Source organism: Tenacibaculum soleae (assembly GCF_001693415.1).
GTDB lineage: Bacteria > Bacteroidota > Bacteroidia > Flavobacteriales > Flavobacteriaceae > Polaribacter > Polaribacter soleae.
The window spans coordinates 886,377-900,732 of the sequence record NZ_MAKX01000001.1; the positions used below are offsets into that span (position 1 = coordinate 886,377).

The 14,356-nt window shown below is 30.5% G+C and carries 16 protein-coding genes; 8 read left to right on the plus strand and 8 right to left on the minus strand.

Going from position 1 to position 14,356, the window contains the following annotated elements:
- The first annotated feature begins 7 nt into the window (after window positions 1-7).
- Both BA195_RS04100 and BA195_RS04105 read left to right on the plus strand, forming a co-directional pair.
- Window positions 8-3,469: an efflux RND transporter permease subunit gene (locus BA195_RS04100; protein ID WP_068702715.1), complete on the plus strand. Its 3,462-nt coding sequence runs from the start codon at window positions 8-10 to the stop codon at window positions 3,467-3,469.
- 75 nt (window positions 3,470-3,544) lie between these two features.
- On the plus strand, window positions 3,545-4,009 hold the full coding sequence (locus BA195_RS04105) for a regulatory protein RecX (protein ID WP_068702718.1): 465 nt from the start codon (window positions 3,545-3,547) through the stop codon (window positions 4,007-4,009).
- On the opposite strand, the gene BA195_RS04110 is transcribed toward BA195_RS04105, so the two are convergent.
- The gene (locus BA195_RS04110) at window positions 4,002-4,529 is read right to left on the minus strand and encodes a hypothetical protein (RefSeq protein ID WP_068702720.1); all 528 of its coding nucleotides are present in this window, start codon (window positions 4,527-4,529) and stop codon (window positions 4,002-4,004) included. The genes BA195_RS04105 and BA195_RS04110 overlap by 8 nt on opposite strands.
- A 183-nt stretch (window positions 4,530-4,712) precedes the next feature.
- Between BA195_RS04110 and BA195_RS04115 the strand changes: the two genes are divergently transcribed.
- The 3 genes from BA195_RS04115 to BA195_RS04125 all read left to right on the plus strand — a co-directional run bounded on the left by BA195_RS04115 (window position 4,713) and on the right by BA195_RS04125 (window position 6,967).
- A complete protein-coding gene (locus tag BA195_RS04115; RefSeq protein ID WP_068702721.1) occupies window positions 4,713-5,675 on the plus strand; it encodes an NAD-dependent epimerase/dehydratase family protein in 963 nt (320 codons plus the stop codon).
- Between the two features lie 111 nt (window positions 5,676-5,786).
- The gene (locus BA195_RS04120) at window positions 5,787-6,377 is read left to right on the plus strand and encodes a thioredoxin family protein (protein WP_068702723.1); all 591 of its coding nucleotides are present in this window, start codon (window positions 5,787-5,789) and stop codon (window positions 6,375-6,377) included.
- Between the two features lie 89 nt (window positions 6,378-6,466).
- Window positions 6,467-6,967: an ABC transporter ATPase gene (locus tag BA195_RS04125; protein WP_068702725.1), complete on the plus strand. Its 501-nt coding sequence runs from the start codon at window positions 6,467-6,469 to the stop codon at window positions 6,965-6,967.
- On the opposite strand, the gene BA195_RS04130 is transcribed toward BA195_RS04125, so the two are convergent.
- From BA195_RS04130 to mce, 6 genes are all read right to left on the minus strand, one after another.
- Entirely contained in the window at window positions 6,941-7,477 is a 537-nt protein-coding gene (locus BA195_RS04130; RefSeq protein ID WP_068702728.1) for a hypothetical protein, read from the minus strand. The genes BA195_RS04125 and BA195_RS04130 overlap by 27 nt on opposite strands.
- 35 nt (window positions 7,478-7,512) lie before the next feature.
- Window positions 7,513-8,208 (minus strand): tRNA pseudouridine(55) synthase TruB, encoded by a 696-nt coding sequence (truB, locus tag BA195_RS04135; RefSeq protein WP_068702730.1) that lies wholly within the window; start codon window positions 8,206-8,208, stop codon window positions 7,513-7,515.
- A 2-nt stretch (window positions 8,209-8,210) separates the two neighbouring features.
- Window positions 8,211-9,005, minus strand: a complete 795-nt coding sequence (locus tag BA195_RS04140; protein ID WP_068702732.1) for an undecaprenyl-diphosphate phosphatase — start codon at window positions 9,003-9,005, stop codon at window positions 8,211-8,213.
- A gap of 2 nt (window positions 9,006-9,007) precedes the next feature.
- Complete coding sequence (locus BA195_RS04145) at window positions 9,008-9,250, minus strand: DUF3098 domain-containing protein (protein ID WP_068702734.1); 243 nt, start codon at window positions 9,248-9,250, stop codon at window positions 9,008-9,010.
- A gap of 7 nt (window positions 9,251-9,257) precedes the next feature.
- On the minus strand, window positions 9,258-10,136 hold the full coding sequence (locus BA195_RS04150) for a cell division protein FtsX (protein ID WP_068702736.1): 879 nt from the start codon (window positions 10,134-10,136) through the stop codon (window positions 9,258-9,260).
- Window positions 10,137-10,197: 61 nt separating this feature from the next.
- Window positions 10,198-10,599, minus strand: a complete 402-nt coding sequence (gene mce / locus BA195_RS04155) for a methylmalonyl-CoA epimerase (RefSeq protein WP_068702738.1) — start codon at window positions 10,597-10,599, stop codon at window positions 10,198-10,200.
- A gap of 351 nt (window positions 10,600-10,950) precedes the next feature.
- On the opposite strand from mce, the gene BA195_RS04160 reads away from it, so the two are divergent.
- From BA195_RS04160 to BA195_RS04170, 3 genes are read left to right on the plus strand one after another with little or no spacing between them, the layout of a single operon-like run.
- A complete protein-coding gene (locus tag BA195_RS04160; protein WP_084443052.1) occupies window positions 10,951-11,598 on the plus strand; it encodes a response regulator transcription factor in 648 nt (215 codons plus the stop codon).
- A 21-nt stretch (window positions 11,599-11,619) separates the two neighbouring features.
- The gene (gene rbfA / locus BA195_RS04165; RefSeq protein WP_068702742.1) at window positions 11,620-12,015 is read left to right on the plus strand and encodes a 30S ribosome-binding factor RbfA; all 396 of its coding nucleotides are present in this window, start codon (window positions 11,620-11,622) and stop codon (window positions 12,013-12,015) included.
- 40 nt (window positions 12,016-12,055) lie between these two features.
- A complete protein-coding gene (locus tag BA195_RS04170; RefSeq protein ID WP_068702744.1) occupies window positions 12,056-13,258 on the plus strand; it encodes an ABC transporter permease in 1,203 nt (400 codons plus the stop codon).
- Window positions 13,259-13,260: 2 nt separating this feature from the next.
- Here the strand turns inward: BA195_RS04170 and dusB are convergent, their stop codons facing one another.
- Window positions 13,261-14,262, minus strand: a complete 1,002-nt coding sequence (gene dusB / locus BA195_RS04175; protein WP_068702746.1) for a tRNA dihydrouridine synthase DusB — start codon at window positions 14,260-14,262, stop codon at window positions 13,261-13,263.
- Window positions 14,263-14,356 lie beyond the last annotated feature (94 nt).

The following is a 14,356-nucleotide window of genomic DNA, read 5'->3' on the forward strand; positions in this document are numbered from 1 at the left end:
ATTAAATATGTCTGAAAAAAATAAACAGGTAGATAAAGAATTTGGCTTGTCAACATGGGCAATTAACAACAAAACTACCATGTATGTGGTAATGTTGTTGATCTTTTATTTAGGTGTTTCAGCTTTTTTTGAAATGCCTCGTGAGAGTTTTCCAGAAATTAAAGAAACCAAAATTTATATAAGTACACCGTTTTTTGGAAACACAGCCGAAGATATTGAGAAGCTAATTACCGATCCGTTAGAAGAAAAGCTAAAAACGGTAAGTAATGTTGTAGAAATTACTTCAACATCACAAGAGGATTACTCGATGGTAATTGTAGAGTTTGATGAAAATATTGAAGTAAAAGATGCAAAACAAAAAGTAAAAGACGAAATTGAATCAGAAACATCAGGTGAAGATTGGCCAACTTTTAATGGTGCAAAAGTAGAGCCTAATGTTTTTGCATTAAGTATGAGTGAAGAAATGCCAATACTTAATATTAATATTTCGGGTGATTATACCGTAGGAAAGTTAAAAGAGTTTGGTGAATATCTTCAAGATGAAATAGAGGGATTACAAGAAATTAAACAAGTAGATATTCGCGGGGTACAAGATAAAGAGGTTGAGGTTGCTGTAGATATTTATAAGATGCAAGCAGCAAAAGTTAGCTTTGGTGATATTATAAATGCTATTAATGGTGGTAATTCAACCATGTCTGCTGGTAATTTAATTGCTAGTGGTCAGCGTCGTACGATTCGTATTTTAGGTGAAATTAAAAAGCCTTCAGAGTTAGAAAACTTTGTTGTAAAATCTGAAAAAGGAAACTCTATTTATTTAAAAGATGTTGCCAAAGTATTTTTTAAAGAAAAAGATATAACTTCTTATGCTAGAGAAGAGGGAGCACAAGTAGTTATGTTAGATGTTAAGAAAAGAGCAGGATCTAACATGGTAGCAGCTGCCAATCAGATTAGAGAAATAGTTAAAAATGCCAAAACAACTGTTTTTCCTGCAGATTTAAAGGTTACTGTTGCAAATGACCAATCATCAGTTACAATATCAGCAGTTGATGATTTGGTAAACAACATTATTTTTGGAGTTATTTTAGTAGTAACTGTTTTAATGTTTTTCTTAGGTTTTAAAAATGCAATATTTGTAGGTTTTGCTATTCCTATGTCGATGTTTATGTCGCTTATGATTTTAAACATGTTAGGATATACTTTAAATACCATGATCCTTTTTGGATTAATTATGGGGCTAGGAATGTTGGTAGATAACGGTATTGTAGTGGTAGAAAACGTATACCGTTTAATGGATGAAGAGGGAATGAATAAAGTAGATGCTGCTAAAAAAGGAATTGGAGAAATAGCCTTTCCAATTATTATTTCAACAGCAACAACAGTAGCTGCATTTATTCCGTTAGGTTTATGGCCAGGGGTTATGGGAGAGTTTATGAAACTTTTACCTATTACTTTAGCTATTGTATTAAGTTCATCATTAGTGGTAGCTATCTTTTTTAATTCAGTTTTAGTATCTAACTTTATGAGTACTGAAGATAAAAATATGCCAATAAAGCGTATCATTATTATGACTGTAATTATGGCCGTAATAGGATTGTTAGTATATTTTACAGGAGGAGTATATAGATCTTTAGGAAGCCTGATGATGTTTACCGCGATAATGCTATGGGTGTATAGATTATTTTTACGTAAATGGGCTAATAGTTTTCAAACTAAAGTGTTACCACGTTTAGAAAATTGGTATGAGCGTCAACTACGTAGAGCGTTATCAAAATCAGCACCTTATTGGTTAATTGGAGGTACATTTGCCTTGCTTATTATTTCTTTTATTGCTTTTGGAGCATCTGTAGCTAGCCAACGTACAAAAATTGAATTTTTTCCAGATAATAAACCAAATCAAATTATTGTTTACATCGAGTATCCGCAAGGAACAGATATCGAAAAAACAAATGTAATTACCAAAGAGATTGAAAAAAGAGTGTTTACAGTATTAAATGGTACTCAATATACAGATGGAGATTATAACTTTTTGGTAGAAAGTGCGGTTTCACAAGTAGGTGAAGGAGCTGGTAACCCAACTGCTGATGCTGGCTCAGGAGGAGAACTGCCACATAAAGGTAAAATTACCGCCTCAATGCGTGAGTATAAATATCGTCGTGGAGAAGATAGTGAATTGTTAAGGCAAAAGGTACAAAAAGCTTTAGTGGGTATTTATCCTGGAGTTTTAATATCTGTTGAAAAAGATGCTAATGGACCACCTGCAGGAGCGCCGATTAATATTGAAATAGAAGGTAGTGATTATAATGAACTAATTGTAACTGCCGAAAGAATGCGTGATTTTATTAACTCTAAGAATATTCCAGGAGTAGATGAAATTAAAATCGATGTAAATAAAGATAAACCAGGAATGCAAGTATTGGTTGATCGTAAAAAAGCAGGAGAGTTAGGTGTTAATGCATCACAAGTAGGGCAACAAATTCGGAATTCTATTTTTGGAGCAAAAGCAGGTATTTATAAAGAAGATGGTGAAGATTATGATATTTATGTGCGTTTTAATAAAAAAAACAGGTATAATTCAAGTGCAATTTTTAATCAAAAAATAACTTTTAGAGATAATACAGGTAGTTTAAAAGAAATTCCTATTTCAGCAGTAGCCGAACATACTAATAATTCAGGTTTTAGTGCTATTAAGCATAAAGATGTTAAGCGGGTAGTTACTGTTTATTCGCAATTATCACCTGGTTTTACAGATGCAGGAGCAATTGTAAATCAAGTGCAAAGTGAAATGGCATCGTTTAAAGATATGCCTAAAAACATAAAGATAGATTATACAGGGCAAATTGAAGAACAAAATAAGCAAATGGCATTTTTAATGGGAGCACTGTTAACTGGTTTAGGACTTATCTTTTTCATTTTAATTTTTCAATTTAATTCTATTTCAAAACCAACTATTATAATGATTTCGATATTATTGAGTCTTATTGGTGTGTTTGGTGGAATGGTAATAACAGGTTCATCGTTTGTAATTATGATGACAATGATGGGAATTATTTCTTTAGCAGGTATTGTGGTAAATAACGGAGTAGTTTTGTTAGATTATGCACAGTTATTAATAGACAGAAAAAAGCATGATTTAGGTTTAAAAGAATCAGCTTATTTAGAGACAAATGATTTATTTGAAGCAATTGTAAGAGCTGGTAAAGCACGTTTACGACCGGTATTGTTAACAGCAATTACAACCATTCTTGGATTAATTCCGTTAGCAACCGGATTTAATATTAATTTCTTTACATTATTTGCTGATTTTGATCCTAAAATATACATGGGAGGTGATAACGTAGTGTTTTGGGGGCCATTAGCTTGGACCGTGATTTACGGGTTATTAATAGCTACTTTTTTAACACTAATTGCAGTGCCAATTTTATTTTTCTTAATTACAAAGTTTAAAATGTGGTTAAAAAGGAATGTATAATATATTTCTTAATTTTTGTTAGTGAAAAAGAGTTGGAAACATAAAAGTTTTCAACTCTTTTTTTATTTTTGACTTATGAATAAGAAGGTTTTTACGGTTGATGAGGTTAAGAGAAAATTAGAGCAGTATTGCGTGTATCAAGATCGTTGTCATAAAGAAATAGAACAAAAAATAAAGGATTATAATTTAATTCCTGAAGCTAGAGAGCTAATTCTTTTAAGTTTATTACAAGATAACTTTTTAAATGAAGAGCGATTTTCTAAAAGTTTTGCAAGAGGTAAATTCCGAATTAAAAAATGGGGAAAACAACGAATAGTTAGAGAATTGAAATTTCGTAATATTTCAAAATACAATATAACAATAGCGCTAAAAGAAATTGATGAAGAAGAGTATATTAGTACTTTGTATAGTTTATTAGAAAAAAAGAATAAACTAACAATAGAAACAAATCAATTTAAGAGAAAAAAGAAAATAGCAGATTATTTATTATACAAAGGTTTTGAAAGTAGCCTGGTGTACGAAGCAATTAATACTATTTAAAACCACTAAATAAGCTATCTATTTTATTTGCCTTGTCAAAACTTTTTTTAGCATAAACAGCATTTATTTTATGATTCATGCTGCTAAAAAGAGAAAATATTTTATCTACTTGATTGTTAACCTCTTTTGATGTAATTGACGGTATGTAAGTCATATCAGCTAACCGCAAAACCTCGTTTTCAAACACATTTTCACGGGCCTTAAAAGCAGGTGTTTTAAGAGCTTTAATTGTTAAGCTGTCTTTTAGTTGTTTGGTTAATGTTTTTAATTCTAAAGCATTGTTTAGTGCTTCAGTAGGGCTGGTTTTTCTTAATTGTTGCATAAAATCTTCAACAGTAAAATACTCTTTCCATTGTTTAATTTCTTTGCTAGCAGCAGCATCTATTTTAGTGTAATTAGCATGTTCAACAACAGTGTTCATACCAGTTTTTTGAACAGGAATGTTTTTTTTAGAGGTTTCTTTTTGACAAGAAAAATTTATCAAAAAAACAGAAAAGAAAATAAAAAAATAAGGTCTCATTAATCAATGATATTAAAGAGATAAAAGTACATATTTTACTTGGTTTTTAAGGGGTACGAAAATTATAAGTTTGTAATCAGTTGTTTACAGTGCTATTTTGTTGATAATTAAAAAAGTAGAAATACTTTTTACGAATTATGAAATTTAATAACTTTGCAATCCTATATTTTTGAACTTTTAAGAATGAATGATACTATATTAATTTTAGGTGCTTGTGGGCAAATTGGAATAGAACTAACTCAAAAACTACGTTCCTTATACGGAAATGAACAAGTTATAGCTTCTGATATTAGAGAGGGTGGAACAGAAATGATGAACTCAGGCCCTTTTGAAATTATTGACGCTACAAGTAAAGAGCGAATTTTAGAGGTAATTCAAAAATATAAAGTTACGCAGGTGTATTTAATGGCAGCCATGTTATCTGCAACAGCAGAAAAATATCCATTAAAAGGTTGGGATTTAAACATGACTTCTTTATTAGCCGTTTTAGAAATAGCAAAAGAAAAACATATTAAAAAAGTTTATTGGCCAAGTTCAATGGCTTCTTTTGGGCCGACTTCACCAAAAATAAACACACCTCAACAAACTATAATGGAACCGTCAACAGTTTACGGAATTAGTAAAGTTGCTGGAGAACATTGGTGTAATTATTATCATGAAAAATATGGAGTAGATGTACGTAGTGTTCGTTATCCAGGTATAATTAGTTGGAAAACATTACCAGGAGGTGGTACTACAGATTATGCGGTTGATATTTATTTTGACGCTTTGAAAAAAGGAACTTTTGAGTGTTTTTTGTCTGAAAATACACGTTTGCCAATGATGTATATGGATGACGCTATCAACGCTACAATCCAAATAATGCAAGCTGACGCAGATAAGATTAAAACAAGAACTTCGTATAATTTAGCAGCAATTAGCTTTACACCTAAAGAAATTGCATCCGAGATTAAAAAATACATCCCAGAATTTACAATCACTTATAAACCAGATTTTAGGCAAGCAATTGCAGATAGTTGGCCGCAAATTATTGACGATTCTCATGCTCGAAATGATTGGGGATGGCAACATAAGTTTGATTTAGCATCCATGACAAATGATATTATAACCAATTTAAAAACTTTAAAAAAAGAGCAATTAACCTAAGTGTAAGTTTTTAATTAAAACTACGTCTATAATAACTCTTTTAAATACTGTAACTTTAGTTGCTGAGTGTTTAAAAGGAGAGAAATATATTTGTATCATAAAGTGATTAAGATGAAAAAAGTTATAGAAAATAGTTTGCAGAAAGCAATTTCATATTCAGCGTATAGAAATCTTGTAAAAGATTTATTAGTTAAAGGAAAATCAACAGGCTCAAATCAATCTGACGATTTATTAAATTATAGTTTATTAAATGATAAACGCATGCAACGTTTAGATAAAACTATAAAAATTTCAGAAGAAACAATAGCAAAACTAAAAGATATAAGCGAGCCGCAAACATGGTTAGTTATATCAGAAGGGTGGTGTGGTGATGCTGCTCAAAATTTACCAGTAATTAATAAAATAGCTGAAGAAAATAATAATATTAAGTTACAGGTGGTTTTAAGAGATGAAAACCTTGAGTTAATGGATAATTTTTTAACAAACGGAGGTAGGGCAATACCTAAATTAATTGCATTAGATAAAAATAACGAAGTAATTAATACTTGGGGGCCAAGACCAGATATTGCTACAAAAATGGTGACAGATTATAAAGCCGAAAAAGGCGCTTTAGATGCTGATTTTAAAAAAGATTTACAAGTTTGGTATAACAAAAATAAAGGACTAAATGTTCAAGAAAACCTTATTGCGTTATTAAAATAAAAATAGTTTTTATATAAAATAAATCTCCTTTTTGAATAGCAAAAAGGAGATTTTGTTTTCTGTATATTTGCCAATAAGAAAAAATAATTATGTTAGTAGATTTTAATACGTTGTCTGAAGCGGCAAAAGTTTGGATTTATCCTTGCAGTAGGAAATTTTATCCACAAGAAATTGAAGGTGTAAAAGAACAACTAAAAACATTTATTGAAGGTTGGAAAACAGAAGACGAAAACTTTAAAGCTTCTTTTGAGCTAAGGCATAATCGATTTATTATTTTTTTAGCTGAAGAAAATTCAATTTTATCAAATATAGATGTTGATGCTCAAGTAGGGTTTATTTTACAATTACAACAACAATATGAAGTTGAATTGTTAGATAGGATGAACGTTTGTTTTAAACAAGGAGAGTATACTCAATACAAAGATTTAAAAGATTTTAAGAAGTTAATTAAAAATAAAGCAGTAACAGAAAAAACAATAGTTTTTGATAATTTAATTGAAACAAAACATGAGTTAGATAATTACTGGGAAGTGCCAATTTCAGAAAGTTGGTATCATCGGTTTTTAAAAAAAACTAAATCCAATACCTAACGACACACTATCTAGATTACCATTTTTAAAATTACTGATTTTTTTTCTGTGAAAATCTAGATGAACAACAGCATGCCATCTTTTTGAGCCTCCAATCTGTGTTCCTATACCAAAAGCATAGTATTTTCCGTTTTCATATTTATTAGAAGGTCGCCATAAATTACCATAACTAACTTGTGTAAAAAAGCTATCATAACCATCTTCAGAAATATTATAGCGTAATGTACCAAACATAGGTATTGTGTTTATACCGAATCTAGTATGATAGTCGTATCCTATATTAATAATGCCGGCCCATTTTTTATCAAACTGATACCCTACACCAAAACGAGTCATTAATGCAGAAAACTCTATAAGTTCGTTGTCGTCGTCTGGTTCAAATAAAACATAATTTTTATTGAGAGCAAAAGTAAAATTTAAGCTACCTGTAAAAAATGGGCGTTTTTCTTGAGCGTTTAGTGATAAATTAACTAATAATATTACTGCAATTAATAGTAATAGTTTTTTCATAGTAGTAAAATAATTTTAGCACATTAATTCAAAAATTATTCCACTTCTAAAGAATTTATAAAGTTTTCTATACTTACTGCATTATCAACGTGAAAATTACCAATTTTTGTTCTTCTTAAGGCTGATAAATGAGCGCCTGATTTTAAGGCAACTCCAAAATCATAGGCTAAAGAACGAATATAAGTTCCTTTACTACAAACTACTCTAAAGTTCAGTTTATTGTCATTAATACTAGTAATTTCAAAGGTAGAAATTGTAATTTCTCTTGATTTTATTTCGGTGGTTTCTCCTTTTCTGGCTAATTCATACAGTCGTTTTCCTTCCTTCTTTATAGCCGAAAAAATAGGTGGTTTTTGTTGAATTATTCCTGTAAACTGTTTTGTTGTTTCATGAATTAATTGGTCGGTAATATGATTTGTGGCAAAGGTTTCATTTATTTCGGTTTCTAAATCGTAACTAGGTGTAGTTGCTCCAATTGTTATGGTACCTGTATATTCCTTTACTTGTCCTTGATATTCGTTAATAGTTTTGGTTTTTTTTCCTGTACATATAACCAACAAACCAGTTGCTAGCGGGTCTAAAGTACCTGCATGTCCTACTTTAATCTTTTTAATGTCAAAACGTTTACGAATATGCCAACGGAGTTTATTTACTACTTGAAACGATGTCCATTCAAGTGGTTTATCAATCAATAAAACTTGTCCGTTTTTGTAATCTTCTTCGGTTTTCATAATTAGTTAAATAATGCGTATGCTATTGCAATAAGTCCTACAATGGCACAGTAAATTGAAAAGTAAGATAATTTGCTTTTTTTAACCAAGGCAATCATCCAGTTACAGGCAACTAATCCTGCTAAGAAAGCAGCAATAAATCCAGCAGATATAGGTGCAATCTCAGAAGATTCAAAATTAATATCTCCACTCAAAAGATCTTTTGCTATTTTTCCGAAGATAAGAGGTACCACCATTAAAAAAGAAAAACGAGCTGCTTTACTACGATCTATACCTAATAAAACAGACGTTGATATGGTTGCTCCAGATCTTGAAATACCAGGTAGCATAGCAATTGCTTGCGAAATACCGATAATTACAGAGTTACTAAAAGAAACTTTTTTGTTGGTATTTTTAGCTTTGTCTGCTAATAATAATAATACCGAGGTAATTAAAAGCATTGCACCAACTAATAATATTTTTCCTCCAAAAAATGACTCTAATTGTTCTTCAAACAATAAGCCAATAATTACTGCTGGAATCATAGAAATGATAATTTTTAAAGAAAACTTTGTCTCTTCATTCCATTTAAATTGGAATAGGCCTTTAAAAATCTCGGCAATTTCTTTTCTAAAAACAACCAGTGTGCTTAATGCGGTTGCAAAGTGTAGTACTACAGTAAAAGTTAAACTTTCTTCTGGAATAGAAGTGTCTCCTAAAATAGCTTTGGCTAATTCAAGATGCCCACTTGATGATACAGGTAAAAATTCGGTAAGTCCTTGAATAACTCCAAGAATAATAGCTTCTAGTAAATCCATGCCTATTTTTTAGGATTGGCAAAAATAGCATAAATTTCAATACCTAGCCCAATAATTACTAAGGTTGGTGCTAAACGAATTCTACGCCAGCTATAAATTTCTTCATTAAAAATATTAGGGTTTTCACTTCCGCCGCCGGCCATTAAAATAAAGCCTAAACCAATTACGGTTAAGCCAATTAGCATGATTATATAATTTCGTTTACCGAACAAGAATTCTTGTTTTGGTTGATTGTCTTTTTTCATAAAAATCTTAATAATACAAATCGTTAGTTTGTAGGTTTAAAAAACGTTGTGTGGCAAAAAAGGTGCTTATCCAAGTAATAAAAAAAGCAGTAAATAAAACCCCGCCTGTTACGTATGCTAATGATACGTAGTCGGTTAATAATTCGAGTGTAGGAATGTATTTGTTAAGATAATAAATTACAATAGCTAAACCAATTAAAGAAATAACGGCTCCTAAAACTCCTAGCTTAATACTTTGCCAAATAAAAGGTTTACGAATAAAACTTTTGGTAGCGCCCACCATTTGCATGGTTTTAATGTTAAATCTTTTAGAATAAATAGATAATCTAATAGAACTGTTTATTAAAATAATGGCAACTAAACCAAAAAAACCACTTAAAACTAATAACCAAAAGCTAATTTTTTGAATGTTTTTAGTTAGTAATTCCACTAAAGGTTTATCATAGTTTATCTCAGCAACAAAATCATTTTTGATAAAACCTTTTTTTATTTCGTTCATCTTTTTAGGAGTAACAAAATCCGCTTTTAAGTAGATGTCAATTCCGTTTTTAAGCGGATTGTCTCCTAAAAATTTTATAAAATCTTCACCTAAATCTCTTTTGTAAGTTTTTGCAGCTTCATTTTTACTAATATAAACAACCTTTTTGGTGTATGTTTTCTTCTGAAGAATTTCCTTGAATTTTTTTAACTGGATGTCAGTCACGGCATCTTTTAAAAAGAGGGTCATTACAACTTTTTCTTTGAAATGGTTAGCAACTTTAGTTGATTTTAATAATACCAAGCCTAAAACTCCCATCATAAAAAGTACCAAAGCAATACTAACTACTACAGAAACATAAGAGGATTGTAGGCGTCTTTTTTGAAAAGAATCAAAAGAGTTTGTCATTGTTTAATATGAGTTTAGACTTTGCAAGATACAAATATTTAATAATTTTTTAGCGAATCAATTATTCGATTTCTTGGCATAATTCAATTAAAACACCATTAGTGGTTTTTGGATGTAAAAAAGCAACTAATTTATTGTCAGCACCTTTTTTAGGGGTTTCATTTAATACCGTAAAACCTTCATTTTGTAAACGTTTCATTTCGGCATTAATATCGTTAACAGCAAAAGCTATGTGATGAATTCCTTCTCCTTTTTTATCAATAAACTTAGCTATTGGACTATCGGGTTTTGTAGCCTCTAATAGTTCGACTTTGTTTACACCAGATTTAAAAAAAGAAGTTTTTACACCTTCACTAGCAACTTCTTCAATTTTATAATGAGGTTTGCCAAAAAGTGAAGCAAACAGCTCATTAGATTTTTCTAAATTTTTTACAGCAATACCAATATGTTCTATATTATTCATTTGGTAAAAATAATAAATTCTATCGGTAACTAAGAATAGTAAAAACCAAAGTGTTTGCTATGAGAAATAATTAGTTTAATCATTGATTTATATAAGATGTTTATTTTGGTTTTTATAGATTGGTGGTTTTTTAACCTTATTATACTTGGGGCTTTAATTATAGTGCGTTGCATCTTAAATTGTGAAAGGAGATTTTACAAAAAATAAAGAGGAGAAAGGAATTGATCAAATAATATAAAATTGTATTTTTTAGATAAGCACCCCGAAAAGTAACAAGTTTAATAATAAATTGCTATATTTAAAGGCATAGTATAATCCCCCTTATAAGATAATAGTAACCAAACCTACGTAATTATGAAATATTCAGTTGTAGTTGTAGATGATCATACATTATTGTCACAAGCTATTGAGGGGATGGTAAATACTTTTGAAAAATTTAAAGTATTATATACCAGTAAAAATGGAAAAGAACTAACCGCAAAGTTTTCTGCTTCGCCTAAAAATATACCAGATATTGTATTGTTAGATGTTAATATGCCAATAATGAATGGTATTGAAACAACTGAATGGATAGTTAATAACCATCCAAGCGTAAATGTAATGGCATTATCGGTAGAGGATGCAGATAATACTATATTAAAAATGCTAAAAGCAGGAGCTGTAGGTTACTTGTTGAAAGATACAAAGAAAGAAGTTTTAGAAAAAGCCTTGTTAGAAATGATGGATAATGGTTTTTATCATAGCAAAAATGTGACAAACTTATTGTTAGATTCAGTATCAAGCAAAAATGGAAAGCATAATGTGTCTTTTAAAGATAATGAAATGAAGTTCATGAAGCTAGCCTGCTCTGAACTAACTTATAAAGAAATAGCAGAAAAAATGTTTTTAAGCCCCAAAACGATTGATGGTTATCGCGATAGTTTGTTTACTAAATTGAATATTAGAAATAGGGTAGGGTTGGTAATATATGCCGTGAAAAATAAAATTTACACTCCGTAATTTTATCCTTATTTTTGCAAGATGGAAGAAACGAACAGACAACGAAAAATTGCAGGAGTATTACAAGAAGATTTAGTAGATGTTCTACAGCGAGCTGCGCAAGATGGAATGAAAGGGATTATAATATCTGTTTCAAAAGTGTCGGTTACTGCCGATTTAGGAGTTGCAAAAGTGTATTTAAGCGTTTTTCCTTCTGATAAAAGAGATGAAATTGTTGAGGGAGTAATATCTAATACACCTTTAATTCGTCATGAAATGGCGAAAAGAACAAGACATCAGTTAAGAAGAATGCCTGAATTGTTGTTTTTTGGTGATGATAGTTTAGATTATATTGAAGATATTGATAAATCTTTAAAAGGAGAAGATGTAGATCCTATAAAAAATCCAGATGTTTTACCTCGTCGTCAAAAGCGTTAATGAATTTTATTTAGAATGCTAATATAAAATTTATAGCTAATTGAAATTTTCACTATACATCGCTAAAAGATACCTGTTTTCAAAAACAAGCACAAACGCAATAAATATAATTACATTTATTGCCGTTTTTGGTGTTGTTATCGGAACTTTAGCATTGTTTGTTATTTTATCTGGTTTTTCAGGGTTAAGAACTTTTAGTGAATCGTTATTAAGTGATTCTGATCCTGATATAAAAATAACAACATCAGTTGGAAAAACTTTTGAATATACCGATGAAATACATCAAAAATTAATTGGTCAAAAAGAAATAAAAGCAGTTTCTAAAACTATTGAAGAGCGAGTTTATCTAAAATATAAAGATAAAAATCAAGTTGCTTTTATAAAAGGGGTTGATGAACATTACAATACCATTATCCCAGTAGATTCTTTATTAACTGTTGGAACGTGGATTGATCCTGAGTTTAAAAATACAGCCGTAATTGGTTACGGAATTTCATATAATTTATCATTAGGTATCTTGAATTTTGGAGAGCCATTACAAATTTTGGTACCAAAACCAGGCAAAGGGTTTGTAAACGTAAACAATGCTTTTTATTCGGTTTCAACACAAATAGTGGGTGCTTATGAAGGAACCGAAGAGTTTCAAAATAAGTATGTTTTTACCGAACTGTCTTTAGCGCAAGAGCTTTTGAAGTATCGTAAAAATCAAATATCGGGGGTTGAGCTAAAATTAAATAAAGCAGTTGATTTAGATGATTTTCAACAAAAACTACAACAAAAATTAGGTGAAGATTTTAAGGTTAAAACAAGAGCTCAGTTAAATAGTTTGTATTACAAAGTAATTAATACTGAAAATTTTATTTCTTATTTAATATTTACTTTGATAATAGCCATTGCTTTGTTTAATGTAATTGGATCTATAATTATGATGATTATTGATAAACGTAAAAACCTTAAAACCTTATACAATTTAGGAGCAAGTGTTGATGAAATAAAAAAAATATTTATCCTACAAGGATTTTTATTAACCCTTGTAGGGATGTTTGCAGGAGTTGTTTTTGGGGTTGTTTTAGTGTTAATTCAGCAACGATATGAACTATTTATGATAACAGAAACATTAGCTTATCCAGTTGAATTTAGATGGTTAAACTTATTGGTTGTACTGTTAACAATTGCCACATTAGGTTTTATTGCAGCTAAAGTTGCAAGTTCAAGAATATCTGTTAAATTTATTGAAAAATAAGATTACCCTATTTCAGGAATAATCATATTACCAAAGGTAGCTTCTACTTCATCAAAAGCAGCAAAAACATCTTTTGCATCATCTGAAGTAACCATTTTCATACGGTATTCTTTAAAATGAGGAATTCCCTTAAAATAATTGGTGTAATGTCTTCTAGTTTCAAAAACACCTAACACAGGCCCTTTCCAATCAATAGCCATTTGTAAATGCCTACGTGCCATTTCTACACGTTGTGCAATCGTAGGTTTAGCTAAATATTTACCTGTTTTAAAATAATGTTTTACTTCGTTAAAAAACCAAGGATACCCAATTGCGGCTCTACCAATCATACAGCCATCTAAACCATATTTATCACGCATTTCCATTGCTTTTTCTGGCGAAGTAACATCACCATTACCAAATACAGGAATGTGCATTCGTTGATTGTTCTTTACTTGTGCAATTGGCGCCCAATCTGCATCACCTTTGTACATTTGTGCACGTGTACGTCCGTGAATAGCAATGGCAGCGCAACCAACATCCTGCAAGCGCTCGGCAACTTCAACAATTCTTATCGAATCATGATCCCAGCCTAAACGTGTTTTTACGGTAACAGGTAAATTAGTGTGTTTTACCATGGCTTCAGTTAAAGAAACCATCAAATCAATATCTTTTAAAATACCAGCACCAGCACCTTTAGAAACCACTTTTTTAACAGGGCATCCAAAGTTAATGTCAATAATATCTGGGTTTGATTTTTCAACAATTTCTACCGTTTTTAGCATCGAATCTAAATTTGCACCAAAAATCTGAATCCCAACAGGACGTTCTTTTTCGTAAATATCTAATTTCATAACGCTTTTTGCAGCATCACGAATCAGTCCTTCTGATGAAATAAATTCAGTATATACCACGTCAGCACCATTTTCTTTGCATAAAGCTCTAAACGGTGGGTCACTCACATCTTCCATCGGCGCTAATAATAGCGGAAAATCAGGAAGTTCAATATTGCCAATTTTTACCATGTTGCAAAGTTACTTTTTATTTTTTTATTGAGTAAATTTTTAATTGTACAACGTTTTTCAAAAAAGTATCTTTGTCGGTCATAAGAAGTTAGAA